Raw genomic sequence first — 25,110 nt, 5'->3', positions numbered from 1 at the left:
ATTCTCCAAGTTTATTTTTTAATATTAAATAGCTGCGTATATAAAATTATTGACTAAAATATTAACAAATATAATTATATAACTAAATGCAAATTATTTGCAATATAAAATTGTGTTATAAATTTAAAACAGGTCAAATTTTTGACCTGTCGAGACTATGTACTATATACCTTTTTTACTCTCCAAATACCACTTTTAGTTTTTTCTAAAAAGACCTTATATTTTACATTTTTATGAGGAGCCTTATTTTTCATACCTGAAACGCTCATAACTGCAATATCTCCGTCAGAAAAACTCAATTTAATGTCGTCAACCCTATATAGCTTGTATTTATTAAATAATCCCGTAGTAACATATTTTTGAACTGTGTAATCTAAATCTCTATATCTATTTACACTGTAACGGTATCTGGCTCCCCCGGCAGCTAAAATAATTAATACTGCAATAAGTATAGGTATTATTTTCTTCATAACTAACTCCTATTTCCATAATATTACTTATAATATAATAATAACCAAAAAATGTAAATTAGTAAAGGGGAATAGAAGTAGATTGGGAACTAAAATGATCGCAGACTACGCTTTAAAGTTCGCAAAATTATTAAGTTGTTTAAAAATCTTAAATCTGTGTTATTATATTTATAGATATTTTACTAGAGAGGATGATAGTGTTGGAATTTTCATCATTGGTTTTAATGGAAAGAGATAAAGAAACAAATTTTTTAATTAAAGAATTAGGCAGCTATGAAGTAAGCGAAGGTGCGCTATATGTAACAAAATTCTATTATGATGGTGATAAAGTTAATATGTTTTTTGATACAAATAGAGATGTTGAAGAATGGGAGTATTCCGCTATATATGACTTGTTTAATTTAGATGCTTTTGAAGAAGCGGGCTTTATAATTGAAGAAGTAGATAATGAATATAACCCAACTTGGTTATTAAAGTTTGATTATATGGAAGAATATAAAGATATGGGTGAAAAAATAAATACTGCTTGTGAGTTAATTGAAGATGAAATGGAAAGTGTATTTGAAGCAATAAAGGCTAAAGAAGATAATTACAAATAGAATGCAGATAAAAAGATTCCAGAGATAGTGTTGGAATCTTTTTATCTTTTCATAATTATGTAGATTCTTGCAAAAAAATGCTGAAATAATGTGTGCTACATAGTATAATATTATTTGTCAGCAAAAGAAGCATAGAGGTGACTTATGAGATTAGAATTTATTGATAGAGTTCAAGAAAGTGAAATATTAGGGAGAAATATACTAACTAATGATGGAAAAGTGTTGCTAAGAGCTGGGGTAAAGTTAAATAGAAGATATATGGATAAACTTAAGTCGCTTGGAGTTTTTTTTATATATGTAGAGGATAATAGACTAGATGATGTTATGGTTGAGGATGATAGATTAGCAGAATTGAAGCAAGTAACAATGAAAAACATGTCAAGAATAATGAGAAATATCCATAGCTGCAATAAAAGGGATGTAAAGGACACAATAAATATTGTAGAGAATTTGGTTGATTATATTATAGATATGGGGGATGTAAACAAAAGTTTATACGATATACAAACTTATGATAATTATACTTTTGTACATTCCTTAGATACATGTATTATGTCATCTTTTTTGGGTATATCTTACGGTTTTAGTGAGAAGGAATTAAAAGAACTTGCTATTGGAGCTATACTCCATGATATTGGTAAAACAAAAATTTCAAATAAAATAATAACTAAAAGCGGACCTTTAACTAGTGATGAGTTTTGTGAGGTTAAGAAGCATCCTATTTATGGCGGAGAAATATTAAAGAAAAATGTGAGAATACCCGACAACGCTATAAAGGCGGTACTACAGCATCATGAGAGAATAGATGGAAGAGGATACCCCTATAATCTTGTGGACAAGGAAATATCTAGATTTGGAAAGGTAGTTTGTGTTTGTGATGTCTATGATGCTGTAAGTAATGATAGGGTATATAGAAAGAAATTCAGTCCTAATGAAGCTTATGAATTAATACTGTCGGGAAGTGGTACAGCTTTCGACAATGATGTAGTTAGAAGTTTTAGAGAAACCTTTGCAGTTTATCCATTAGGATGCTGTGTTAGATTATCTAATGGCGCTGAAGGTTATATAGTGAGGCAAAATAAAAATTTTCCTGACAGGCCAGTACTTCGTGTACTTTACGAAAGTGAAACAAAGACACCAATACCATTTTATGAAATAGATTTGTTAGAATTCTCTAATATTGTAATAGAACGAATAGTATCATAAAAGCGTCTCGTTACGAGACGCTTTTATTTAAGTGAAGTTTTCTATAGGTGTTATCTAGTATTTCATCTGCATTTATACCTTCTACAGGATATTCGGAGCATGCATAAGAGAATTTTATATTTAAAGGTATATCTTTATATTTAAAATTGCTTAAGAATGCTGATATTTCATCTAATTTATTTGAAGAATTTTTAATATCCAAAAGATTAAATACAATATAAATATCTTCTTTTTCAAAACATAGTAAATTATCTCTAGGAGATAACAGTTTAGATATAATTCTGCTTAATTCACTTTTAAAAGCTTCATAAAAATCCAAATTATATCTTTCAATTATTTCAGTATAATTAGTCAGCTCAATAATTGCCAAAGTAAAGAAAATCTTGTATTTGATATTATAGTCTATACATTTTATAAGCCCATCATAGGTTTTATATGATGTTAAATTATTTTTTATATTTGTATTAATATGAAAATTAACCATTCCCATATGTTGGCCTAATATATTTATCAGTTCTATTTCCTCATCTAAATTAAGATATCTATCATTGCATAAGAGAAAAAAACCAATAGTACGGTCGCAGTCCTTTATAGGAATAGAGGCAGTATACTTGATTTCTTTTGAAAGTGTATCGACTAAGTTTATAGATTTTTTAAAATAACTGCTTTCTTTATATAATGTGATTCCACTCATTAATTGATTATAGGTATGATTATCTGATGATGTAGCAAACTTTAAATCCTCCATGCTGACTAATGTATTGCATTTATAGGTTAAAGGATAGATTGAAGTATAATTTTCACGAGGAATATAAATACCGCAGAATACAAAAGGAATCATAGTTTCAATGGTTTGTATTGTGTGCTGAAGTTTAATTTTAAAATCTGCTCTAGATATTAAAAAGTTTGTGTTTTCTGTAATGTTCTTTAGATTTTTATTAGAAATTTTTAATTTATCTAAGGAGTTTAAAGAAAAACTAATAAAAATAATAAAAGCAGTCATAAAAACTATAGGCATATAGCCATATGAATTATATAAATAAATTGAAAAACAAGCTAAAATCGTACATGTAATAAAGTTTAATAATATGTAATAAAGACCATTTTCTAAAGTTACTAATATTAATGTTTTGTATTCAAAGGATAAGTTTAGGCAATATAAAATATAATTACATATAAGTATAAACACGCTGAATAATATTACAGATGCCTGTTCGTAGTTTCTTAAGTAGTATATGTTGTCTATTTTATTTATCAGTATATGAGATATGAAAACTGATAGTATTACTAAGCTTCTGTTAAATACATGTGTGTTTTCAGTAAGCAGATTTAAATTTTTAGAGCAATTATATTCAATAGCAAAGGAAATAAAATAGCATATAAATATCATTAATGCCGTTATATATAAGCTGAATTTTATATAACATATTATAATTATAAAGTCGCTAAAATTTATATTTGTAACTTTAAATTTAAGAGAATATTTATTTACTAGAATGAAAGAAAGCATTAAAATTATTAAGAAGATATAATCTTCAATATATAAGGTAATAGGACTTGTACTAAGTTTAAATATAGAAAAAAGTACAATAAAAATAGAAAGGAAATAGTATAAAATTCTTGTATGCTTATTTACAGAAGTATTATTCATGAAACCACCCTAATTATTTAGTTTTTTTTATTATATCAAATAGAAAAGTAAATAAAAAGAACTTTATTGCATTATATATGCAATAGTAAGGAGAACGATATGAAAGATGATTTAATTAGAAATATTGTAGAAGGTATGAACAAAGTTTTTAATTATGGAATTATCGAAATTAGTGATGACTATAATTTGATGTCTAACTGGGCATTGGTAAGAAACATTGAAATTGACAGTAAAAAAGTAATTGTTTTTATCAATGAGGGCTGCATTGATTGTGCCAATCTGGTAGAGTATTTGAAGGATGTACTGAATGTAAGTCATATTGAACTGAATAAAATATTAGTATCAGACGGTACACAGCTGCAGACATACGATAATGATACTATAGTGCTTAATTATACTGATAATAATATTTTATATTATGGTGCTAATTCGGAGCAAACCTTACAGGAACTCTTAAATTTAAGCAGAAATTCAAGGTATGTTAATAAGGAAACTGAAAGAGATACCTTCAAAAGCTGGGTAACCTATAGTATTATTGCATTAAATGTAGCGGCCTATATAGTAACGTCATTTTTATCAGGAAGTATTTTTTATAGTCACCAGGATGTACTTATAAAATTAGGAGCAAAATATAATGAACTTATAGCTGAAGGTCAGTATTACAGGCTTATATCCTGCATGTTCCTTCACGGAGGTTTATTGCATATTGCTTTGAATATGTATGCTTTATATTCTATTGGACCTTTGGTTGAAAGACTTTATGGAAGAGCTAAGTATATTATTATATATTTTGCAAGCGGCATTTTATCCTCCTTATTCAGTTATATATTTTCTGACAGTGTTTCAGTTGGTGCTTCAGGGGCTATCTTCGGACTTCTTGGAACTACGTTAGTTTTTGCTGTAAAGGCAAGAAAAAATATTGGGAGAGATTTTTTAAGAAATATTGCCTCGGTAATTATTATTAATCTCATTATAGGTTTTACAATGTCAAATATTGATAATTTTGCACACTTAGGTGGACTGGTTGGAGGTATATTGATAACTTTAATTTTAGACAGTATAAATAAAAAAGATGAGGCTTAGGGTGAGCCTCATCTTTTTAGATTTAGGAAGCAATTTCTTCTATATCAGTATCAAGAAGAGTTTCTTTTTCTATTAATTTTTCTGTAATTTTTTCAAGAAGTTCTCTGTCTTTTGTAATAATTTGTTTTACTTCTTCATATAGGTTGTCAATAGTCGTTTTGCATTCCTTAACTATATTATCAGTATTAGCATAGTTTAAATGAGAAAGTTCTTCAAAATTTAGAAGACCTAAAGTTTCTCCCATGCCATACTGAGTAATCATGCTTGAAACCATTCTTGTTGTCTGCTGAAAATCATTGTAAGCACCCGTAGTAATAAAATCGCTCCCAAATATTATATCCTCAGCTGCTCTTCCAGCAAGGAGCACCATAATTCTTCTCTTTAAATAATCCTTATTTTGGTAAAGTTTATCTTCAGGTATACTTAAGGTATATCCGCCGGCACCTTTGCTTGTCGGTATAATAGTTACTTTTGAAAGTTTATCATCAGGAAGCACTTTTAAAGTAAGCAATGCATGTCCTGCTTCATGATAAGCAGTAATCTTCTTATCTTTATCCTTAATATGATCTCTGTTTATCTTCTCATAACCAGCTAATACGATTGAATAAGCTTTATCTATATGAAGATTGGTTATAAACTTGTCCTCATCTTTTGCTGCAAGAATAGCAGCTTCATTAACTAAGCTTTCAATCTTAGCACCTGAGAAGTAGGAAGTTTTTTGAGCCCACTCATGAATATTTATATCTTGAGTTGGCTTATTTTTTAAGTGCAGCTCTAATATTTTTTCTCTGGCAGCTATATCAGGAAGATTTATTTCTATATGTCTGTCAAACCTGCCAGGTCTTAAAAGTGCGGGATCAAGTGTATCTAGTCTGTTCGTTGCAGCTATTATAACAATACCCTCTTTTTCGTTAAAACCTGACATTTCAGTTAAAAGAGCATTAAGAGTTTGATCCTTTTCTTCAGAACCGCCTCCTGTTTTTCCACCATCTCTTTTTTTACCTATGGCATCTATTTCATCTATAAATATTACAGCCTTTCCATGGCTCCTTGCTTTCTTAAAAAGCTGTCTTATTCTGCTGGCTCCTACCCCTACATATACTTGGACGAAGTCAGAACCAGACATAGCGTAAAAAGGAACACCCGCTTCACCGGCAACTGCTTTAGCTAAAAGAGTTTTACCTGTACCGGGCTCTCCGTAAAGCATAATACCTTTTGGCATTCTTGCACCATAAGCATTGTACTTTTCTGGATTTTTAAGGAAATCTACTATATCTTTTACACTTTCCTTGGCTTCTTCATTACCTGCAACAGAGTTAAAAGTGTAGGCAGCATTTGAAACAGCGGAAACATCAAGAGCATCCACTCCCTTCAGCTTTTTTGAGCTTAGACTTGATGATTTAACTGTCATTACAGCCATAAATACTAATGAAGCACTTAAAAGAAAAGTAGGTATAGCCTGTTTAGGTGAAAATGGCGAATTCTCAGAAACATTAATTCCTTGTTTTAATAACTCTTCCTTAAAATTATTTGTTCTAGGATTATCTGTTTCATAAGTATTTCCATCAGTTAGTTTTACCTTTATTTTAGGTGAACTTGTAACATATACTGTAGAAACTTTTTTAGCAGCTATATCCTTCATAAAGTCCACATAGAGCTTATCAGACTTAGAGGGACTATCTATATTAAATATTAGGAGCAATACTATAGATAAAAGCGCTATTGCCATTGGAATATACAAATACTTTTTCTTATTCTTATTCATAATATCCTCCTTAGATAAATCGTTAATTTTATATGTTTTAGTTTTTTACATATATGTGCCTTATAAGATAATATTATATAGACTTAAAATTTAAAGTCTAATGAAAATCATAAAATTTGCTAAAGTAAATTATGTTAAAGAATAAAATGGATGTTGCATAAATTGTTTTTTAATATATACTTTAATTATTGGATTTAAAGCTTAGGAATAGGGGGAAGTGCTATGAAGCTTACTAGTATTAAAGCAAAAGTAACATCTAAAGATATTTTAGAAGCAATCGAAGAGTACGTAAAAGTAGAGGGTTTAAATATAAAGGAAATACAAATAAATGATTTAATTGTTGTAAAGGGAAGCTATAAAAAAGGTGTTGAAATTCCTTTTCAAGCAACAGCAGGGATTGGAAGCATAAGGGATAATATTGTTAACATTAAAATATTTGAATTCAAAGTAGCAAAGCTTGGAATAATGAGTTCTGTCAAGAATTTTGCGCTAAAGACTGCTTTGAAGGATTTTTCGGAAAATGGTATTACAGTTGATAAGGATAACTTGATTGTGGATTTAAATATAATAGCTAAGCTTGTACCGTTTGTTTATTTTAAGCTTAAAGCTATTAATTTGATGGAGGATGCTATAGAGGTAGAAGCAGAAGATATAATATATGCACCAGATAAAGAGGTTTCTGAATTTAAAAAAAAGGACAAAAATAAGGATAAAACACAAAATACTTTAGAAGATGGTTATACTAAGGCTAGGGAAAATATTGAAAATAGAGTTCCTGAAAAGTATAAGGATATAGTAGAATATGCTATGCTTGTTCCGGATATTGGAGCACTTCTTTGGAGATTATTTAAGGATAAAAGAGTAGACATTAAAACTAAGATGATGGTTGGAGGTTTAATTGCATATATAGCATCTCCAATAGATATAATACCTGATTTTATACCTCTCGTAGGTAAGATAGATGATGTTGCTATTGTATTTTTTGCAATGAATAAAATTATAAATGAAGTACCAGAGGAAGTTATATTATCAAATTGGACAGGAAAAGATGATATAATAAAAGTTATAAAAGATGGTGTAGCCTTTATTTCAAAAATGGTTGGCAGCCAAAATGTTGGTAAACTCTTAGATTATGTTAAAAAATTGAGGGTAAAAGGTTTTAAAGAGGAGAAGGATGATGAAAAGCGTCACGATATACACTGATGGAGCTTGCAGAGGAAATGGAAAGGAAAATACAATAGGAGCTTTTGGAATTGTATTTATGTATAATGGAACCAAGAAAGAGGTTAAGCAGGCTTTTAGAAATACAACTAATAATATTATGGAGCTTTCTGCTGTGATACAAGCCTTATCCATGCTTAAAGAGCCATGTGAGGTTAAGCTTCACAGTGATTCTGCTTATGTAATTAATGCAATAAATCAAAAGTGGATAGATAACTGGCAAAGAAATGGATGGAAAAGTTCGACCAAGGAACCAGTGAAAAATAAAGAACTCTGGGAGAAATTAATAGAGCTTTTAAAATATCATAAGGTTCAGTTTATTAAGGTTAAAGGCCATTCGGATAATGAATATAACAATAGATGCGATGAGCTTGCAAATGATGCAATGGATGAGCTAAAGAAACTATAGAAGTAATTTCAAGGTTTAATAAATTTAAAATTGCATACTCTAATGATATACTATAATGAAAGGAGTGCATTTGAGTATGGGATTTTTAAAAGGCGTTACTACAGGAGCAATGATTGGAGCGGCTGCAGGAATGTTAATAGTTCCTCAGCTTAACAAAAGTTCAAGAAAGAGATTAAGAAGATCCGGTGATATGATGATGGGCATAATGGGAGATATTCATGATGATATTATGCGAAAAATGAGATAAATTTTTATTAAAGCTCGAGAATTATCGATTCTCGAGCTTTTTAAGTATATTTTGAAAATTAAATAAAAACTTAGTCTAAAATTCAAAAATATGATATAATAATATTAATATATTGCATTTTTATCTATATATGTATTATTTAAGTTTACGAAGGATGAGTGTATATGGAAATTTTAGCTCTGGGGGAAAAAATAAAAAGACGTCGAAAAGAATTAAATATGACACTGAAGGACTTGGCAGGAGATAGGATTACACCTGGTCAAATAAGTCTTGTTGAATCAGGAAAATCAAACCCGAGCATGGATCTTTTAGAGTACTTGGCAGGTGCTTTAAATACTTCTATAGAATATTTAATGGAATCTGAGGAAGCACAAGCTGAAAAAATATGTACTTATTTTGAAAATATTATTGCAGCATTTATTTTAAGTGAAGATTTTTCTTTAGCAGAAAAATATGTGGAAAGTGCAATTAATTACGCTGAAAAATACAAGTTGGAATATAGAAAAGCAAAAAACTTATTTTTACGCGGAGTTATTTACATGAAGCAAGGAAAAACTTCAAAATGTCAGCAGTTTTTTTTGGCTGCCAACATTTTATTTATTAAGTTAAACTGCAGTGAGGATATAATAAATACATTTCTCAAGCTTGGTATAATAACTCTTCATATGAAAGCATATAATTCTTCTCACAGCTATTTTAAACAGGCGGAAAAGGTATTTAAAGACAACGATATAGGAAATGATTTTTTGCTCGGAGAAATATATTATTATATAGCTTATACCTATCATAAGCTGGAAAACAATAATCAGGCAATTGAATATTCTAATTTGGCAAAGCAAAAGTTTAAGGAACTGGATAACAAAAAAGAATATGCAAAGACTTTATTGAAATTATCTCTTGACTACAGCAGCAGAGGAGATATAAACAATGCAATACAGTACTCTAAAAAAAGCATGGATGAGTTTAAAGCAGTTCATAATTTAGATTACTTGGCAGAGATTGAAAATAATCTAGGAAGACTATTTTTTGAGTTCGAAAATTATGATGAGGCTTTTGAACATTTAAATAAATCAAAAAAAATAAGAGAAGAAATTGATAAGGTAAAATTAGTAGAAACCTTATTAAGTGTGTGTGATATTTATATCAAGTTAAAGGATCTTGAAAACTCAAATAAGGTTCTGAATGAAATATATGAGCATATAGGAAACTGCAAGGACAAGCTTCTTGTTGAATATTATATATTAAAATATAGAGTTTTATGCTTACAAGGCGATGGTTATAATGCAGAAAGTACTTTGAATGAGGCATTATCATATGCAAGTTTAATGGGTTATAATAAAGATCAGGCTGAAATTTCTATAATGCTTGGAAAGTTTTATGTTGACAATGGAAAAAGCAAAGAGGCGGCTGAGTTTTTATCAAGAGGGATACAGGTATTCAAGTCTATAGGTACATTTAAAGACTTTGAATGATAGGTATTAGTTTGGGGGGAAACAGGTGGAAATACTGTCAACTGGCGGAAAAATAAAAAGAGCAAGAATATATAAAGGATATACTTTAAAGGATATATGCGGAGATAAAATATCCATTTCTAAAATGAGCTGTATTGAAAATGATAAAGCTGAGGCTGAAGAATGGATTATAGAACATATTTCAGAATCATTAAATTTAGATAAAGAATATTTGATGCAGAATATAAGAGAACAGATAATACAAAATATATCTTTTTTAGAAGGTAATAAGTCTTTAGATAATTATGAGCAGGAAGTTTTATATAGTTTAGGGTTTGCCGAAAAATATGAATATTATGATCTTTGCTTTAAACTTATACACTTAATTTTTAATTATCATATTGATAGAGATGAACTTGAAAAGGTACAGTGCTTGACATCTAAGTATTACGAGTATTATCAAAAATGTTATGACGATGAAAATTACCTTACTTACTATATGGATATAGCTAGATTTTTGTTTAGCAATAAAGATTTTTCCCAGGCTGCCAACTATTATAATAATGTGAGAAAATCCTCAAAGGAAAAAAATAAGCTTACTATCCTTGCCAAGGCTACATATAACGAAGCAGCTTGCTATATTATGCTTAGAAACTACGAAAGAGCATATGAAATTGCTGTAAGACTTGAAGAATTAGTTGAATATATGGATAAAGACTTAGGGAAGGCTGAAGTGTACCATATGCTTGCTATGCTGTCTTTGATTATGGATAAGGGAAAATTCGAGGAATATGAATCTAAATCCTATGAGCTCTATGGTTTTAATAGAGAAGCAAAATCAAAAGCTATTTATAACTATGCAGCAACAATGTTTGATGTAAGTCTTAATGAAAAAGCTATGAAATATATTAAAAATGCACTTACGCTTTACCCTAAGGATAATAAGGAAAAGCTAGTTAAGTTTATGCTGCTTGTTATAGATGAGCTTATAGATAATAATATACTAGAATACGCTCAGGAAATTTGCGATGAAGCTTTAGACAATTCTATAAGCCTTGATAATATTGAGTTTATAGAAGAAAGCTATTATTTAAAATCACGTATACTTCAGAAACAAGATAATCTTCTTTCAGCAGAAATGTATATGAATTTATCGCTGGATGCTCTTTTAAAATTTGGAGCTAAAAAACAGATATATAAAAGGTATATGGAAATGGGATATATGTATTCAAATTTATCTCAGGTAAGTGAAGCATTAAAATATTTTAATTTAGCTATAATAATGGAAAAGAAGATGTAGCCTTGTTAAGACTTCATCTTCTTTTCTCTTTCTATAATAAAGTTTTTAGCTTTTGTTTCATAGCTGTCATCAAGAGGAGCTAACTCTGCCTCTCCGTATTTAAGCTCCAGAGCTGTTTTTATTAATCTATCAGCAAGCTCAGGGTTTTTAGATAATAATGAACCATGGAAATAAGTGCAGTAGGTGTTTTTATAAATGCAGCCCTCATATCCATCCTCTCCATTATTTCCATAGCCTGCTATAACCTTGCCTAAAGGAGTATGATTACCTATATATGTTCTTCCAGAATGATTTTCAAAACCAACATAAGTTTCATTAAAGGTTTCATTATATATTACAGTATTGCCTATAAATCTCTTTTCTCCTCCATCAGTACAAACATCTAATATGCCAAGTCCATCAAGTCTCTCGCCGCCTGGAGTTGTATAATATTTTCCAAGGAGTTGATAACCACCGCATATGCTTAAGAAAACCTTTGAGTTTTCAATATATTCAGCAATAGCATATTTCTTAGTTTCCTTTAAATCACTTGAAACAATAGACTGCTCATAATCCTGGCCGCCTCCAAAAAACACTATATCATAGAGTTCCCCTTTAAAAGTATCTCCCATAGAAACGTTAAAAACATTAACTTTTATATCTCTGTTTTCAGCTCTATATTTTAAAATACGAATATTTCCTAAATCACCATATACATTTAAAAGATCTGGGTATAGATGACATATATTTAATTCCATAGCTTTTCACCTCGATTTCACCAAAGTTTTTTAATATATCCTTTGCTGTGTAAGAATTTTCTAAAGTTAATCATAGAAGTATAAGTTGCAAGAATGTATATAAAGTCAGTTTCACAGTTTTTAATTTCATTTAGTAAGTTTTCGTAGCTTTCACATAAAACAAATCTTTCCTGATTTAAGCCTGCAGCTTTAAGTCTTACAGCCATATCATAAATCCTAATACCAGAAATTATTATTTTACTCATATCTATTGAAGAAAGTTTTTCAAAATTCACGTCCCATATCCATGACACATCTCGTCCATCAGCATAATTATCATTTAAAATAAAAGCTGCACTTATTGCTTTTGTATCAAAAGTTAAAGTGTTAATAGCTTCATCAAAGCCTGCAGGATTTTTAACTAGAATTATTTTAACTTGCTTGTTATCTATATTTAAAGTTTCCTGTCTTCCAAAGCTTGAAGATGTACTCTTTAAAGCATTAAATATAGTTGAATTTTCTAGTCCTAAAAATTTAGCAACAGAGTAAGCACAGAGTGCATTATATATATTATAAGTTCCAGGCTGATTGATATAATATTCATTTCCATTAAAATATACCAGCGAACCACTAGATGTTTGTTCGACTATATTATCTACAGTATAGGCAAGTTCTGGTCTTTTATATCCGCACTCACTGCAGTAGAAGCTTCCTAAATGATTGTATGTAATATAATTGTAGCTATAAGGACTTTTACACTTTTTACAGAACTTTGCATCCGCATTAATATCTATTTGCTTGTTTGAACTTACTTCATAATCAAATCCATAATATTGTACTTCATTTTTTACATCTAAATCACCTAATAAAGATTCATCTCCATTTAAGACTAGGGTAGAATCAGGAGATTTACTTATACCATCTAATATTTTCTTTAAGGTAGTATAGACCTCCCCATATCTGTCAAGTTGGTCTCTAAATAAGTTTGTGACAGTTATTACCTTTGGCTTTATGTATTCTGTTACCAGAGGAACATTTGCCTCATCTACTTCTATAACAGCATATTTCTTGTCAACGGAGGACCTAAAGCTGAAATTTTCGATAAAACATGCTGTTATTCCAGGAAGCATATTTGCGCCAGTACTGTTAGTTATTGAATTACCTGAAACTCCTTTTACCATACTATAAATCATACTTGTGGTAGTAGTTTTACCATTAGTACCAGTTACTAAAATAACCTCATAATCTTTAGCAACAGTACTTAATATATCTTTATCAATTTTCAAAGCAACTTTTCCAGGGAAATTACTGCCGCCTTTAAATAGAAGTTTAGAGAGTTTAATAATAATTTTTGAAGTAATTATGCCTATAAAAGTTTTTATATTAATTTTAAACACCGCCTTGTGTGAGTATTTTTAGCACTAAAATATTATAACTCATATTTTAACACATGCATATATATAAGACAAATTGTAAATACATAATTTTCTAAGCTGTTTTAGTGGCATTTTTTTAATTAATTTGTTAGAATATTTATAAGTGTAGGAAAAAAGCAAATGAGGTGGAGTAATGATTGATATTAAAAAATTTAAGGACGCTTTTAGTAAGGACAAGCTACCTAAATTTGATATACATAAGAAAATTATAAACAAATTAAATAAAGAGAATATGACAAGGTTAGTAGAACAAATTAAAAAATATTTAGATAAAGATAATATAAAAAATAAGTTTGAAAGATTTAAAATAAAATATAAAGAAAATGCTAAAGCCTATACTGCTTTTTTAGCTTTAGGAATTATTATAGTTGTTTCCTTTGGCATTTCAGTTAATAACAATCATAAGAAAGCTATAGCAGAAGATTTGAGCAAAAAATATGCAATTGCTGCTAATCAAGCTGAAGAATACTATTACAATGGTCAGTATGATAAAGCTATAGTTGAATACGGCAAGCTTATGGAGAAGGATGCAAAAGAAGGTTTATGGGATGCTAAAATTGCGGAAATATATTCTGTGAAAGGCGATATACAAAAATCAAATGAATATATACAAAAGGCTAAAGAGCTTGGAAGTAAAAATTCTCAAGTTCTAAACTCTGTTATTTTTACAGAGTTTATGAATAAAGATTATAAAACAGCTCTTAGTTATGGCGAAGAAGCTTTAAAGCAATTTCCTAAAGATAAGAGCTTAATTAAAACAATGTTTACTGTCTATATGTCTAATAACTTAATGGACAAAGCTAAAGAAATAGTATCAGGCTACCCTGTAGATACAAAGTCAGCTTATGATACTGCTGAGTATTCAAGAATGCTTATGATTGACGGGCAATGGGAGCAAGGTTATAAGGAATTAAGAGCTGCCTGGGATATAGATAAGGATGAGTACAAAGTATATGATATATTAGCCCAGATGTCAGTTTATAATAAAGATTCTCTATTAGAAAGCATAAGTACCATGGCTGAAAAAAATCCTAACGATTTAGCGTATAAAATGTGGCTTGCAAAGATATATTCTTTAAGTGATGCAACCGCAGATCAAGCAGTGAGTCTAGTTGATTCTTTAAAACAGTATAATTTGGGTAAAATAGAAATTAAGCTAATTGAAGCAGCAGCACTTCAAAATCTAAAGAAAAATGATAAGGCTGATGAGCTTATAAAAAAGGTTATAGATGAAAATAAGGATGATTACAGGGTTCTTCACACTGCAGGATGGTATTATTTAAATAAAATGAATTTCACAAATGCTGAAAAATATTGCAGAGAGTCTATAATTAAAAATAAGAATTATCCAGATAATTATGGGTTTTTAATGCCTGAAATTTTAAAAGCTCAGGGGAAAACAATAGAAGCAGAGCCCTATTTCAGAACTGCATTGTCTATGGAACCTTATAACTATAATATAACGCTTACAGTTGCAAACTATTATTGGTATACTACAAAAAATATTGATAAAGCTATGGAAAATTTTAAAATCGCAGAGTTTGTAAAACCAGACGAACCTGAAATAAAATATAATATGGCTTTAATAAATTTATCCAATAAGAAGTATGACGAAGCTGTAAACCTGCTTAAGCAATGTATTAAGCTTTCGGACAGTACGGCGAAATATCATAGAACTTTAGGTACAGTTTATTTACAAAATAAGAAAACAGAAGATGCAATTAAAGAAATAAGGTATGCTTATGCAGCTGATCAAGATGATATAATGACTTTAAATAATGCAGGATGTTATTATATAAGCCAAGATACTAATTTAGAGAAAGGTGAATATAATTTGAGAAAGGCTCAAGAAGGCATCAATGATTTAACTGATAAATATACAGCCGACACGATAAGAAGCAATTATAAGAAAGCTAAGGATTTGCTAGATAAATATAATAGCGGTACAGGAAACGAGACTTTAAAGATGCCTGATTTTGTTTTATTTTATTAAATAAAGCAGCACAAGATGTGCTGCTTTTAAATTTTATTGAATTGTCAAGGATTGTTTGTAGTTTCCTAAAATATCATTTACAGGTGATACAGCTATAAATGCACTTGGCTCAATGCTCTTTACAATAGATTTTAAGGCAGTTAACTGATTCCTTTGAATAACAACATATATAAATTTTTTCTTGTCGTTAGAATAGCCGCCCACAGCATCAAGAACTGTAACGCCACGGACAAGTTTAGTATTAATCGTTGAAATTATTTCACTTGAATCTTCACAGATAATAATACATTGCCTTGAGGAAGCAAGACCTTCCTGTATAGCGTCGAGAGTTTTGGTTCTTATAAAGCTTGCAATTAGAGCATACATTACAGAGCGAGGGCCAAATACATAAGCTATTAGTGCATAAACCATAAAATCCTGAATTAATAATATATTTGAAAGCTGAAGGTTTTTAAATTTGTTATTAATTATTTTTGCAAGTATATCTAATCCACCGGAGGAGGCTTGTGATAAAAATATAAGGTATACCGATATTCCTAAAAGCACTCCGCAAAATATTGCAGAAAGAAGCAGGTCTTCAATAGGTTTAAATTTGAAGGCTGCACTAAAATAATCTATAAGTAAAGAAGAAAGTACAACCACAAATGCGCTTCTTATAGTAAACTTGCTTCCAACCAGCTTATACCCGAATAAGAATAAAGGTACATTCATAATAATAGTAAGAAGTCCTACTTTAAGGCCAAATACATGATTGATGACCATGGCTATTCCTGTAACGCCTCCTATACCTATTTGTGAAGGTAGTAAAAAAGCTGAAATAGCTAAAGAAAGTATAACGCTGCCTAAGGTTATAAGTGCATATTCTTTAATAAAAGTTTTCATGATAAAGGTTCCTCCTAATAATGAAAGATATAATTCAGATAATAAAACGTTTGACGGATTAGTTTCAAGCAATAATATACTAGCACAAAAATACTAGCCAAACAATTAAAATAATATAAAATTTTATTGAATATAGTTTTTCCATAAAATAAAATAGGTATTATAAATAAAATAAAAAGATAAAGCATCGGAGGTATAATAGTGTATCCATTAAAATTTGAAAATTTATATTATGATAAAATCTGGGGTGGAAGAGATTTAGAGCTTTTTAGAAGTAATCTTCCAAAAGGTAATATAGGAGAAAGCTGGGATGTTGCATGTCATCCACATGGAACAAGTGTTGTTTGTAATGGAGAATTCAAAGGTATGAGGCTTGATGAACTTATAAAACTTAAGGGTAATGATATTGTTGGAAGTAAAATTTCAAAGGATTGGTTTCCTCTTCTTGTTAAGCTGATAAACGCAAAGGACAAACTCTCAGTACAGGTTCATCCTGAAGATGAATACTCTCAAAAAGTAGAGGGTGAAATGGGGAAAACAGAAGTTTGGTATGTAGTAGAAGCCTTTGAAGGTGCAAACCTTGTAGTTGGAACTAAAAACTGCACAAAAGAACAATTTAAAAAAGCGATTGAAACTGGAGAATTCGATGAGTTTATGAATAAAATCCCAGTGAAAAAAGGAGAAGTTTACTTTGTAAAGAGTGGTCTTGTTCATGCTATAGGTGAAGGAGTTATTATAGCAGAAATTCAGCAAAACAGTGACACTACTTATAGAGTATATGATTATAATAGAGGCAGAGAACTGCATGTTGATAAAGCTTTAGATGTTGTGAATTTAAATCTAAAAGGTGAAAAAAGCATTGGACTTAAATTAGAGCAAAAAGGCTTTAGTAAAACTTATTACTGCCTTTGCGAGCATTTCTCATTAGAGCTGTATGAAGTTGAATGCAGTTTTAAGGAAAAGAGTGACAGTGAAAGGTTCTATATATTTACCGCTGTAGATGGTGAGGGAGAAATATTTTATCCAAGTGGAAAAGAAATTATTAAGAAAGGCGATAGCATCTTAATTCCGGCTTCTTTAGGAGAGTATGAAGTCAAGGGAAACATGAAGCTTCTTAAAAGCTATGTTCCAGATTTAGAGAGAACTAAACAAGAAATAATAGATAATGTTATAACACACTAATCAAAAATGAGAGGAGACTTCCTCTCATTTATTTTTGAAATTAATAATTAGTCTGAAAAATGAATTGATTACTCTCATAATTCACCAAATAGTCAAAAATATAAATAATTTCTTGCAAAAATAATAATTTCATGCAATAATAATATTATAAACTCTAAGGAGGGATTCGGGGAATGTTAAATAATATAGGTATTACTAGCAACAGTATTTACAGAAATATTTCAGTGTCAGATTTAGTTGAACACGCATTGAAAAATAATGAAGGAAAACTGTCAGAAACAGGAGCGCTTGTTGTGCACACTGGAAAATATACAGGAAGATCGCCAAAAGATAGGTTTATAGTAAGACAAAAATCTGTAGAAGATAAAATAAACTGGGGCGAAGTAAATATTCCTATAGAGGAAGAAGTTTTTGATAAGTTATATAATAAGGTTTTAACCCATTTAAATAGTAATAAATTATATTTGTTTGATGGTTTTGTAGGTGCTCTAAAAGATTACAGAATCTCAGTTAGAGTAATAAGCGAATTTGCATCCCAGGCACTTTTTGCAAATCAATTATTCATAAGACCAAACAAAGAAGAACTGAAAACTTTTAATGCTGATTACACTGTTATTGCAGCACCAAGCTTTAAAGCAAATGGAAAAGAAGATGGCATAAATTCAGAAGCTTTTATTATAATTAATTTTGATAAAAAGATAATATTAATTGGCGGAACCCAATATTCAGGTGAAATAAAAAAATCTATGTTCTCTTTAATGAATTATCTGCTTCCTAATAAGGGGGTTTTTCCTATGCACTGTTCTGCAAATATAGGAGAAGATGGAGATACTGCTGTGTTTTTTGGATTATCAGGAACAGGAAAGACTACTCTTTCAGCTGATCCGGAAAGAAAGCTTATTGGTGATGATGAACATGGCTGGTGCAATAGTGGTGTGTTTAATTTTGAAGGTGGATGTTACGCTAAGGCTATTAAACTATCTAAAGAAAAAGAAAAAGAAATATATAATGCCATAAAATTTGGTACTATATTAGAAAATGTAGTTTTAGATGAAAATAAAAGTCCTGACTATGATGATGACAGCCTCACAGAAAATACCAGAGCTGCTTATCCTCTACAGTATATAGAAAACATAGAAGAGAGCGGTATGGGAGGACATCCTAAAACTATTATATTTTTAACCGCTGATGCTTTTGGAGTACTTCCTCCTATATCCAAGCTTACAAAGGAAGCTGCAATGTATCATTTTATGTCTGGTTATACTAGCAAGCTTGCTGGAACTGAAAGAGGAATAACTGAACCTAAAGCAACTTTTTCAGCTTGCTTTGGAGAGCCTTTCATGCTTATGAATCCTTCAGTTTATGCAGAACTTTTAGGTGAAAAAATTGAAAAGTGCGGTTCAGAGGTTTATTTGATAAATACTGGTTGGTCCGGTGGCGGATATGGAACAGGTGAAAGAATAAAGCTTTCATATACAAGAGCAATGGTTAAGGCAGCACTTGAAGGAAAATTAAAGAATGTAGATTATAAAGAAGATTCTATATTTAAACTTTTAGTACCAGTAGAGTGCCCGAATGTTCCAAAGGAAATATTAAATCCTAGAAATACATGGGAAAGTGTTGAAGAATATGAGACAAAGGCAAGAGAACTAGCAAGAAAGTTTAATGAAAACTTTAAAAAATTTAATAATGTTCCAGAATACATAGTAAATGCTGGACCAGTATTGAATGATCTGCCAGAAAAGCAATATGCTATTGCAGTAGACACATTATAAAAAAATAAGGAGCTTGACAAATAAAGGATTATTGTTAAGTTCCTTATTTTTTTATATAATTAGTAAACATAACATATTTTGAGGTGGTTATAGTGAATATACGTATTAAAAAAATAGGTATGAGAAATATCAAGACTGCAATAGCTGTGGTGATTTCTATGATTATATCGAAACTTCTAAACATGGAATATCCTTTTTATACTGTGATAGCATCTATTATTTCCATGCAAAGTTCTGTTGAAGCATCTTTTAAAGCTGGCAGAAATAGAATGCTTGGAACTCTTATAGGAGCCTTAATCGGATTTATTCTCTCAAGCATTATGCCTGGAAATATTATTCTCATTGGTATTGGAATAGTTGCGGTAATATACATATGCAATATTTTTAATTGGGAACAATCAACTTCAATAGCTTGTGTGGTATTTTGTGCTATTATGATAAATTTAAAGGGAGGCAGTCCGTTTTTTTATAGTGTAAACAGGCTTGTGGATACCTTTATAGGTATAACTGTTGCTGTAGGAGTAAACTATTTTATAGCTCCTCCAAAATCCTACGAAAATACTGACAACTGACAATGGTTGATTATTAGATTAAAAAATTATTAAAAATTTATATTATAATTGAATTTGGCTATAGGAAGATAGTATAATTAAATTTGTGTTTAGAATAAATTAGAGAGTGAGAGTGAGACGATGTCTGCAAATTTATTGTTTCTTTTAAAAACAGTTATAATTGCTATAGTTGAAGGAATAACTGAGTTTTTGCCAATTTCTTCAACAGGTCATATGATTATAGTTGGGCATTTTATTAATTTTACTGGTGAATATGCTACATTCTTTGAAGTAGTGATACAATTAGGAGCAATACTGGCAATTGTAGTTTTATACTGGAAAAAGATTTCAGAGTCTTTAAAACCAAATAATTTACTTGTTCCAGGAAGACCTGGATTTAAATTGTGGCTTAATATGATAATAGCTTTTATACCAGCAGCTGTAATTGGACTAGTGTTCAAAAAGAAGATAGACAAATACCTATTTAATACATTGACAGTCGCTGTAGCAATGATAGTCGGCGGTACACTATTAATAATTATTGAAAATTCCTTTAGGAAAAGTCGTCATTCTACAAGAGATTTAGAAAGCGTATCTCCTATACAAGCCTTAAAAATAGGCGTTTTTCAGTGCCTATCACTATGGCCAGGAATGTCCAGATCTGCTTCTACAATAATGGGAGGATGGGTAAGCGGTCTTTCAACACCAGCAGCAGCGGAGTTTTCATTTTTCCTTGCAATTCCAACAATGATTGCGGCCAGCGGTTTGGATATTATTAAGGACAGACCTCATATGAATTCTATAGAACTTATTGCTTTAATATTAGGTTTTATAGTTTCTTTCTTAGTTGCATTACTTGTTGTTGAAAAGTTTATTAATTTCTTAAAGAAAAAACCAATGAGAGTATTTGCTATTTATAGAATTTTAATAGGTATTGTACTTCTTGTATTGGCTGCTCTTAAAGTAATCACTATAACTAAATAATATAGAATTTTAAAAAGCCCTAGAGGCTTTTTAATTTTATAATTAAAAATTAAGTATTTTTATAGTTAGCTGGTAATAATAAATATGAGTCTAAACTTGCTTATTATAAATGCAGTAATTGTGTTACACTATATGATATTTCAGTAACTTAATTGGTAGCATATATAACATACAGTAGACATATTTAGAAAAAATGCTAATTGTTAAGAAGTGTGTTTAAAATTAGAATTTATCGTTGTATAATAGTACTAAAAAGTATTTGGAGGGATATGTGAATGGCAGAAAACATAAAAAGAATTGCATTACTTACAGGCGGTGGAGACTGTCCTGGATTAAACGCAGTATTAAGAGCAGCAACTAGAACAGCAATTTTAAAATATGGATATGAAGTTATTGGATATAAGTTTGGTTATAGAGGATTATACAACAATGATTATATGCCTTTAAATCTTGACGCCGTATCAGGTATATTACATAGAGGAGGTACAATTCTATATAGTTCTAATAAAGACAACCTATTTGACTATTTGGTAGAGGAAGACGGGAAAATGGTTAAAAAGGATGTTTCAGATGTAGCTGTAGAGAATTTAAAGAAAGCCGGAGTTGATGTTCTTGTTGTTATAGGTGGAGATGGAACCTTGACAAGTGCTAGAGACTTTGCAAGAAAAGGTATTAAAGTTATAGGTGTACCTAAAACTATAGATAATGACCTTGCGTCAACTGATGTTACATTTGGCTTTAATACTGCAGTAGGAGTTGCAACAGAAGCGCTTGATAGACTTCATACAACTGCTGAATCACATCATAGAATAATGATATTAGAAGTTATGGGAAGAAATGCTGGATGGATAGCTCTTGAATCAGGTTTAGCTGGTTCAGCAGATGTTATTCTTATTCCAGAAATTCCATATGATATAAATAAAATTGTAGAAAAAATCAATGATAGAAAGAAGCAGGGGAAAGTATTCAGCATAATAGTTGTTGCTGAAGGTGCTAAATCTAAGGATGGTGATGTGGTTATAAGCAAAATTGTTGAAGATAGTCCAGATCCTATTAGATTAGGCGGAATTGCTAACAAGCTTGCTTTGGACTTAGAGAGGTTAATAAAAGATCATGAAATAAGAAGCACTGTTCTTGGTCATGTTCAAAGAGGTGGAATAACTTCAACTTATGATAGAGTACTTTCAACTAAGTACGGAGTTGCTGCAGTTGATTTGATAAACGAAGGCAAGTTTGGCAACATGGTATGCTTAAAAGGAAACGAATTATCCTATGACAGTCTTGAAAATGTTATTGGAAAAACTAAAAATGTTGACCCTAGCGGTGAATTAGTTGAAGTAGCAAGAAGTATTGGAATTTCATTTGGTGACTAAAATTGTAGGCATGCAGGATTTTTGCATGCCTATTATATCGTTATATGTGGGGAATTAAAAAAGGGATGAAAGCCTGGAGGAAATTATGAAAGAAATAAAAAGATACATAGATACAAGAATAGGAGAGTATAGTTTTTATTTTGAAGATATAGATAGCGGATATTCATATTCTTTTAATGAAAAAGCTATAATGCCTTCTGCAAGTTGTATTAAAGTACCTATTGCTATGGCACTTCTTAGAGAAGTAGAAAATGATACTATCGATCTTGAACGTAAATTATTCATTAAAAAAGAGGAAATGGTAGAAGGAAGCGGTATTATCCATGAATTTGATGAAAAGGATTACTCTATAAGGGAACTGCTTACTGCTATGCTGATACAAAGCGATAATACTGCAACAAATAAGATTATAGATATTTTAGGTATAGACAAAATAAATAATCATATTAAACAAATAGGACTAAAGGATACTTTTTTAAAAAGAAAAATGATGGATTTTAAGGCTAGAGAAAAAGGACTTGAAAATATAACAAGCAGCTTAGATTTAGCGCGGTGCTTTAAAGAGCTTCATAATGGAAATTATTTAACTAAAAATAATAGAGAATATTTAATAACTATTCTTCATAAAACACAAAGCAGGGATAAGCTTGCATTCTACATGCCGGAAAGAGAATGGAAGAATATAGCCAATAAGACAGGAAGCTTATCAGGTATAGAAAATGATTCAGCACTAATTAATATAGATAAAGGTAATTTTGTGTTTGTTGTTATGGCTAAATCCTTGCCTAACAATGTATATGGTGTAGTAACTATTTCTCGAGTAGGAAAAATGATGTGGGATATTATAGATAGAAATTGGAAATAGGCTTTGCGTACATTTTATGTACGTTTTTTTATTTGGGAAAGTGTAAAAATATTAGCGATTTTTTAATTTAATTAAGGATTGCTATCTATTAAATTAAAACAAATTCGATTATACTATTAACGGACAAGCATTTTAAAAATGAGGTGACAATATGGGAAATAAGAATTATAAAAAAATTGTGATTGATATAATCATAGTAACTATTGGCTGCATATTAACGGCATTTTCTATTACATCAATATTAAAGCCTAATGGTCTAATTTCAGGTGGAATAACTGGTATTTCAATTATATTGGAAAAGTTTATTCATATTAAATATACTTATATATACTATGCCTTATCTTTATTTGTGCTTTTATCAGCATGGCTTGCTGTAGGGAAAAAAGAGGCCTTAAAAATAATCACGCTATCAGTAACCTTTCCAATTATTTTGATTGTGCTTGAAAATTTAAATTACAATTTTATTAGTAATGATATGATATTGGGCTCTGTATACTATGGAATAATAGGCGGAATAGGAGTGGGTCTTGTTCTTAAAAGAGGATTTTCCTTTGGAGGAACTGATACCGTTGCAAAGATTTTGCATCAAAAAGTATTTGCTTTTATAAGTATAAGTGAAATACTATTAGGCATTGATGGAACTATAATAGCAAGCTCTGCAATAATTTATGATAAAAAGGTAGCTTTATATGCTATTATTTCCCAAGTAATAACTGTAAAAGTAATTGATATGGTTTTATTTGGATTTAGCTCTAAAAAAGTTAATATCGAAATTATAAGCGATGAATATGAAGCTATAACAAAATATATTCTTCACAATGTAAAAAGAGGGGTAAGCAGTTCTGAAATAAAAGGAGGATATATGAACCTCCAAAGATTAAAGATATCAACTATTTGCTCACCGAGGGAAGCTATGCTTATAAAAGCGTTTATAGCTCAAGTTGATCAAAATGCATTTATAAATGTCTTACCTGTTATTTCTGTTTGGGGAAAAGGGGCTGGATTTGATAGGCTAGTAGAAGAAGAATAAAAGAGGTCAACGCAGTAAAATGATATCAAGCTATTAGTTAAAGTATGCAGCGTTTTTCGTAGGAAATAATATATAAGCCTACAACATTTTGTTGTCCTGTAATTATTTAGCTTGATTATTACTAATTTGCACTTTTTCATCAGGATTGTGAAACAAGTTTATTAAGTTATGCAAATACTCTCCCTGGTGTATCAATATATGAAAATTATAGTTAAGTAGAGAAATATATAGATATAATGAATTATTTTGATTTATATGCTTATTATATATCTATGTGAGTTTTTATATGTGATACTATATTCCTTGTCGCCGACACAAAGCGACAACAAATTACTCAAACAATCTTCTTCAGTATCTAATAGTAAGTAAAAATTACTTTTAAAAAAGATGTTGACAGATAAAAGTTTAGATGATAAGATATAAAAGCTGTCAGATGACGGCAAAGTAATTGGTCTTTGAAAATTAAACAGAGAAATTAAGGGTTAAAGTCCTAAGTGGACTTTAGCGGATAACTTAGCTGATGGAAATCAGCGAGCATAAGTTATCCAGGAACATGACCAGCAATTCTTTTGAAGTTGTTTAAGCGACTTCAATAAAATAAGTAAGCGATGAGCTTAAGTTTTCAAACTTTTAAATTGAGAGTTTGATCCTGGCTCAGGACGAACGCTGGCGGCGTGCCTAACACATGCAAGTCGAGCGGGAGACTTCGGTCTCTAGCGGCGGACGGGTGAGTAACACGTGGGTAACCTGCCTTAGTGAGGGGGATAGCCTCCCGAAAGGGAGATTAATACCGCATAACATTGTGATATCGCATGATATTGTAATTAAAGGAGTAATCCGCACTAAGATGGACCCGCGGCGCATTAGCTAGTTGGTGAGGTAACGGCTCACCAAGGCGACGATGCGTAGCCGGCCTGAGAG

Annotated in this window: 22 protein-coding genes and 1 rRNA gene; 17 read left to right on the top strand and 6 right to left on the bottom strand. The window is 30.4% G+C overall.

Going from position 1 to position 25,110, the window contains the following annotated elements; genetic code table 11:
• Positions 1 to 155 precede the first annotated feature (155 nt).
• Positions 156 to 470: a hypothetical protein gene (locus JK636_RS12890; protein WP_202749423.1), complete on the bottom strand. Its 315-nt coding sequence runs from the start codon at positions 468 to 470 to the stop codon at positions 156 to 158.
• Positions 471 to 670: 200 nt separating this feature from the next.
• Here JK636_RS12890 and JK636_RS12885 point away from each other — a divergent pair, with 200 nt between their 5' ends.
• A complete protein-coding gene (locus tag JK636_RS12885; RefSeq protein ID WP_202749422.1) occupies positions 671 to 1,069 on the top strand; it encodes a DUF6762 family protein in 399 nt (132 codons plus the stop codon).
• Between the two features lie 144 nt (positions 1,070 to 1,213).
• Positions 1,214 to 2,275 carry an HD-GYP domain-containing protein gene (locus JK636_RS12880; protein ID WP_202749421.1) on the top strand — a complete coding sequence of 354 codons (1,062 nt, stop codon included), beginning with the start codon at positions 1,214 to 1,216 and terminating at the stop codon, positions 2,273 to 2,275.
• 10 nt (positions 2,276 to 2,285) lie between these two features.
• Here the strand turns inward: JK636_RS12880 and JK636_RS12875 are convergent, their stop codons facing one another.
• On the bottom strand, positions 2,286 to 3,293 hold the full coding sequence (locus tag JK636_RS12875) for a hypothetical protein (RefSeq protein ID WP_202749420.1): 1,008 nt from the start codon (positions 3,291 to 3,293) through the stop codon (positions 2,286 to 2,288).
• Positions 3,294 to 4,025: 732 nt separating this feature from the next.
• On the opposite strand from JK636_RS12875, the gene JK636_RS12870 reads away from it, so the two are divergent.
• Positions 4,026 to 5,009: a rhomboid family intramembrane serine protease gene (locus tag JK636_RS12870; RefSeq protein WP_202749419.1), complete on the top strand. Its 984-nt coding sequence runs from the start codon at positions 4,026 to 4,028 to the stop codon at positions 5,007 to 5,009.
• 22 nt (positions 5,010 to 5,031) lie between these two features.
• On the opposite strand, the gene JK636_RS12865 is transcribed toward JK636_RS12870, so the two are convergent.
• Positions 5,032 to 6,774 (bottom strand): ATP-dependent metallopeptidase FtsH/Yme1/Tma family protein, encoded by a 1,743-nt coding sequence (locus JK636_RS12865; protein WP_202749418.1) that lies wholly within the window; start codon positions 6,772 to 6,774, stop codon positions 5,032 to 5,034.
• 222 nt (positions 6,775 to 6,996) lie between these two features.
• Here JK636_RS12865 and JK636_RS12860 point away from each other — a divergent pair, with 222 nt between their 5' ends.
• The 5 genes from JK636_RS12860 (at position 6,997) to JK636_RS12840 (ending at position 11,402) form a co-directional block, all read left to right on the top strand.
• Complete coding sequence (locus JK636_RS12860; RefSeq protein WP_202749417.1) at positions 6,997 to 7,977, top strand: YkvA family protein; 981 nt, start codon at positions 6,997 to 6,999, stop codon at positions 7,975 to 7,977.
• The gene (gene rnhA, locus JK636_RS12855; RefSeq protein ID WP_202749416.1) at positions 7,952 to 8,404 is read left to right on the top strand and encodes a ribonuclease HI; all 453 of its coding nucleotides are present in this window, start codon (positions 7,952 to 7,954) and stop codon (positions 8,402 to 8,404) included. The genes JK636_RS12860 and rnhA overlap by 26 nt, the downstream gene beginning before the upstream one ends.
• 76 nt (positions 8,405 to 8,480) lie before the next feature.
• Positions 8,481 to 8,651 (top strand): YtxH domain-containing protein, encoded by a 171-nt coding sequence (locus JK636_RS12850; RefSeq protein WP_202749415.1) that lies wholly within the window; start codon positions 8,481 to 8,483, stop codon positions 8,649 to 8,651.
• 164 nt (positions 8,652 to 8,815) lie between these two features.
• On the top strand, positions 8,816 to 10,123 hold the full coding sequence (locus JK636_RS12845) for a helix-turn-helix domain-containing protein (RefSeq protein WP_202749414.1): 1,308 nt from the start codon (positions 8,816 to 8,818) through the stop codon (positions 10,121 to 10,123).
• A gap of 25 nt (positions 10,124 to 10,148) precedes the next feature.
• Entirely contained in the window at positions 10,149 to 11,402 is a 1,254-nt protein-coding gene (locus JK636_RS12840) for a helix-turn-helix transcriptional regulator (protein ID WP_202749413.1), read from the top strand.
• Between the two features lie 5 nt (positions 11,403 to 11,407).
• Here the strand turns inward: JK636_RS12840 and JK636_RS12835 are convergent, their stop codons facing one another.
• Both JK636_RS12835 and JK636_RS12830 read right to left on the bottom strand, forming a co-directional pair.
• Positions 11,408 to 12,139, bottom strand: coding sequence for a type 1 glutamine amidotransferase (locus tag JK636_RS12835; RefSeq protein ID WP_202749412.1), 732 nt, complete (start codon positions 12,137 to 12,139; stop codon positions 11,408 to 11,410).
• Between the two features lie 17 nt (positions 12,140 to 12,156).
• The gene (locus tag JK636_RS12830) at positions 12,157 to 13,515 is read right to left on the bottom strand and encodes a MurT ligase domain-containing protein (protein WP_202749411.1); all 1,359 of its coding nucleotides are present in this window, start codon (positions 13,513 to 13,515) and stop codon (positions 12,157 to 12,159) included.
• 172 nt (positions 13,516 to 13,687) lie between these two features.
• Here JK636_RS12830 and JK636_RS12825 point away from each other — a divergent pair, with 172 nt between their 5' ends.
• The gene (locus JK636_RS12825) at positions 13,688 to 15,547 is read left to right on the top strand and encodes a tetratricopeptide repeat protein (RefSeq protein WP_202749410.1); all 1,860 of its coding nucleotides are present in this window, start codon (positions 13,688 to 13,690) and stop codon (positions 15,545 to 15,547) included.
• 33 nt (positions 15,548 to 15,580) lie between these two features.
• On the opposite strand, the gene JK636_RS12820 is transcribed toward JK636_RS12825, so the two are convergent.
• Positions 15,581 to 16,429, bottom strand: a complete 849-nt coding sequence (locus tag JK636_RS12820) for a YitT family protein (protein WP_202749409.1) — start codon at positions 16,427 to 16,429, stop codon at positions 15,581 to 15,583.
• 201 nt (positions 16,430 to 16,630) lie between these two features.
• Between JK636_RS12820 and JK636_RS12815 the strand changes: the two genes are divergently transcribed.
• The 8 genes from JK636_RS12815 to JK636_RS12780 form a co-directional block, all read left to right on the top strand.
• Positions 16,631 to 17,611 carry a type I phosphomannose isomerase catalytic subunit gene (locus JK636_RS12815; RefSeq protein ID WP_202749408.1) on the top strand — a complete coding sequence of 327 codons (981 nt, stop codon included), beginning with the start codon at positions 16,631 to 16,633 and terminating at the stop codon, positions 17,609 to 17,611.
• Positions 17,612 to 17,784: 173 nt separating this feature from the next.
• Positions 17,785 to 19,386, top strand: coding sequence for a phosphoenolpyruvate carboxykinase (ATP) (gene pckA / locus JK636_RS12810; RefSeq protein ID WP_202749407.1), 1,602 nt, complete (start codon positions 17,785 to 17,787; stop codon positions 19,384 to 19,386).
• Between the two features lie 92 nt (positions 19,387 to 19,478).
• Positions 19,479 to 19,958 carry an FUSC family protein gene (locus JK636_RS12805; protein WP_338025777.1) on the top strand — a complete coding sequence of 160 codons (480 nt, stop codon included), beginning with the start codon at positions 19,479 to 19,481 and terminating at the stop codon, positions 19,956 to 19,958.
• A gap of 120 nt (positions 19,959 to 20,078) precedes the next feature.
• On the top strand, positions 20,079 to 20,921 hold the full coding sequence (locus tag JK636_RS12800) for an undecaprenyl-diphosphate phosphatase (protein ID WP_202749406.1): 843 nt from the start codon (positions 20,079 to 20,081) through the stop codon (positions 20,919 to 20,921).
• A gap of 275 nt (positions 20,922 to 21,196) precedes the next feature.
• A complete protein-coding gene (locus tag JK636_RS12795) occupies positions 21,197 to 22,294 on the top strand; it encodes a 6-phosphofructokinase (protein ID WP_202749405.1) in 1,098 nt (365 codons plus the stop codon).
• Positions 22,295 to 22,379: 85 nt separating this feature from the next.
• Positions 22,380 to 23,159, top strand: a complete 780-nt coding sequence (locus tag JK636_RS12790; protein ID WP_202749404.1) for a serine hydrolase — start codon at positions 22,380 to 22,382, stop codon at positions 23,157 to 23,159.
• A gap of 151 nt (positions 23,160 to 23,310) precedes the next feature.
• Entirely contained in the window at positions 23,311 to 24,189 is an 879-nt protein-coding gene (locus JK636_RS12785; RefSeq protein ID WP_202749403.1) for a YitT family protein, read from the top strand.
• 631 nt (positions 24,190 to 24,820) lie between these two features.
• Positions 24,821 to 25,110 (top strand): 16S ribosomal RNA (locus JK636_RS12780); the annotation flags it as partial.

This window comes from Clostridium rhizosphaerae (assembly GCF_016765585.1).
GTDB lineage: Bacteria > Bacillota > Clostridia > Clostridiales > Clostridiaceae > Clostridium_AT > Clostridium_AT rhizosphaerae.
Note: the sequence above shows the minus strand (reverse complement) of the source record. Positions and strands in the feature narration are given on the sequence as shown.

Excerpts from the sequence above, each read along its gene's own strand:
- JK636_RS12865 (WP_202749418.1), bottom strand. The coding sequence starts at position 6,774 with ATGAATAAGAATAAGAAAAAGTATTTGTATATTCCAATGGCAATAGCG.
- JK636_RS12795 (WP_202749405.1), top strand. The coding sequence starts at position 21,197 with ATGGCAGAAAACATAAAAAGAATTGCATTACTTACAGGCGGTGGAGAC.
- JK636_RS12825 (WP_202749410.1), top strand. The coding sequence starts at position 13,688 with ATGATTGATATTAAAAAATTTAAGGACGCTTTTAGTAAGGACAAGCTA.
- JK636_RS12890 (WP_202749423.1), bottom strand. The coding sequence starts at position 470 with ATGAAGAAAATAATACCTATACTTATTGCAGTATTAATTATTTTAGCT.
- JK636_RS12870 (WP_202749419.1), top strand. The coding sequence starts at position 4,026 with ATGAAAGATGATTTAATTAGAAATATTGTAGAAGGTATGAACAAAGTT.
- JK636_RS12790 (WP_202749404.1), top strand. The coding sequence starts at position 22,380 with ATGAAAGAAATAAAAAGATACATAGATACAAGAATAGGAGAGTATAGT.
- pckA (WP_202749407.1), top strand. The coding sequence starts at position 17,785 with ATGTTAAATAATATAGGTATTACTAGCAACAGTATTTACAGAAATATT.
- JK636_RS12800 (WP_202749406.1), top strand. The coding sequence starts at position 20,079 with ATGTCTGCAAATTTATTGTTTCTTTTAAAAACAGTTATAATTGCTATA.
- JK636_RS12860 (WP_202749417.1), top strand. The coding sequence starts at position 6,997 with ATGAAGCTTACTAGTATTAAAGCAAAAGTAACATCTAAAGATATTTTA.
- JK636_RS12875 (WP_202749420.1), bottom strand. The coding sequence starts at position 3,293 with ATGCCTATAGTTTTTATGACTGCTTTTATTATTTTTATTAGTTTTTCT.
- JK636_RS12880 (WP_202749421.1), top strand. The coding sequence starts at position 1,214 with ATGAGATTAGAATTTATTGATAGAGTTCAAGAAAGTGAAATATTAGGG.
- JK636_RS12820 (WP_202749409.1), bottom strand. The coding sequence starts at position 16,429 with ATGAAAACTTTTATTAAAGAATATGCACTTATAACCTTAGGCAGCGTT.
- JK636_RS12785 (WP_202749403.1), top strand. The coding sequence starts at position 23,311 with ATGGGAAATAAGAATTATAAAAAAATTGTGATTGATATAATCATAGTA.
- JK636_RS12835 (WP_202749412.1), bottom strand. The coding sequence starts at position 12,139 with ATGGAATTAAATATATGTCATCTATACCCAGATCTTTTAAATGTATAT.
- JK636_RS12850 (WP_202749415.1), top strand. The coding sequence starts at position 8,481 with ATGGGATTTTTAAAAGGCGTTACTACAGGAGCAATGATTGGAGCGGCT.
- JK636_RS12845 (WP_202749414.1), top strand. The coding sequence starts at position 8,816 with ATGGAAATTTTAGCTCTGGGGGAAAAAATAAAAAGACGTCGAAAAGAA.
- rnhA (WP_202749416.1), top strand. The coding sequence starts at position 7,952 with ATGAAAAGCGTCACGATATACACTGATGGAGCTTGCAGAGGAAATGGA.